The sequence below is a fragment of the Actinomadura latina NBRC 106108 genome (assembly GCF_001552195.1).
Taxonomy (GTDB): Bacteria; Actinomycetota; Actinomycetes; order Streptosporangiales; family Streptosporangiaceae; genus Spirillospora; species Spirillospora latina.
The window spans coordinates 1-1,328 of sequence record NZ_BCQS01000068.1; the positions used below are offsets into that span (position 1 = coordinate 1).

A 1,328-nucleotide genomic window follows, 5' to 3' on the forward strand; every position below is an offset into this window, starting at 1 on the left:
GGATGCTCCTATGGATGTCAAGCGGCGAGTTCATGATCGTTTGTAGTGGTGATGATCTGGTAGAGCTCGCGGGCGATGTAGCGTTTGAGGCAGCGGATGATCTCTTTCTTGGAGAGGCCGTCTTTGGTGCGTCGTTCGGCGTAGGCGCGGGTGCGGGGGTCCCAGCGCAGGCGGCAGAGCACGATGCGGTAGAGGGCGGCGTTGGCTTGGCGGTCGCCGCCGCGGTTGAGGCGGTGACGGTTGGTCTTGCCGGACGAGGCGGGGATCGGGGCGGCGCCGCAGAGCATCGCGAATGCGGCCTCCGAACGCAGCCGGTCGTGGTTCTCGCCGGCGGTGACCAGGAGTTGGCCGGCGACGTCGGTGCCGACGCCGTTGGCGGCGACCAGGCCGGGGTTGATGGCGGCCACGAGTGGATCCAGGAGGTCGTCGAGGTCGGTGATCTCGGTGGTGAGCTGCTGGTGGCGGCGGGCCAGTGACCGAAGGGCGATCCTGACGGCGGTGGCCGGTGACGCTGCGCCGGCCCGGTCGGGGCGTAGGTTCGCGCAGGTGGTGATCAGTTCCTTGGCGGGGAGGCTGCGCAGCCGTTCACGCAGGTCGTCGGGAGCGGTGACGATGAGGGTCTTGATCTGGCGTTGAGCGTCCGCGCGCTGGTCGACCGCGCTGCGGCGGGCGACCCGCAGGTTCCGCACCGCCTCGATCCGTCCGTCGCGCTGCTTTGGGGTGCCGGTCCGCTCCCCGGCCAGCGCGGTCCTGGCGGCCTGGACGGCGTCGATCGGGTCGGACTTGCCCTGGAACCGGCGGGTCTTGCGGTCGGGCCGGTCGACCTCGACCACGTCAACCCGCTCGGCGCGCAGCAGCCGGGTGAGCCCGGCACCGTAGGCACCCGTTCCCTCGACACCGACCCTCACCAGCGATCCGAACGAGCGCATCCAGGCCAGCAGCGCTGCGTATCCGGCCGCGCCGGCGGGGAACTGCTCGGTGCCCAGCACCCGCCCCACCTGGTCGATCATCGCAGCGGTGTGGGTGTCGGAGTGGGTGTCGACTCCACCGGCGACCTCGATGATCGCCGCGTCTTGGGGTGTAATGGAGGGCATCGTCGTCCTGTCGTTCGTGGCTGGAGGCAGGGCGGCACGCACCAGCCGGGCGAACGGACAAGACAGAGATGGGGCCTCTAGCCAGGCTCCTATTAGGTCACCCCGCCACATCCGGTGAGTGCACATGAGCGCCTCCCGCACCGGGATCGGCAGATCCGGTTGAAGGCACGAGGCCAGTCAGGGGTTGGGCCAGATCCCTGCGGGAGGCGCTCATCTACATCATCTCTGTCAGGG

1 protein-coding gene is annotated in these 1,328 nt (G+C 69.3%); it reads right to left on the reverse strand.

The genetic code is table 11. The features are described 5' to 3' along the window. Nucleotides 1-17: 17 nt before the first annotated feature. On the reverse strand, nucleotides 18-1,085 hold the full coding sequence (locus tag AL2_RS35810; protein WP_376741378.1) for an IS110 family RNA-guided transposase: 1,068 nt from the start codon (nucleotides 1,083-1,085) through the stop codon (nucleotides 18-20). Between the last annotated feature and the right edge of the window lie 243 nt (nucleotides 1,086-1,328).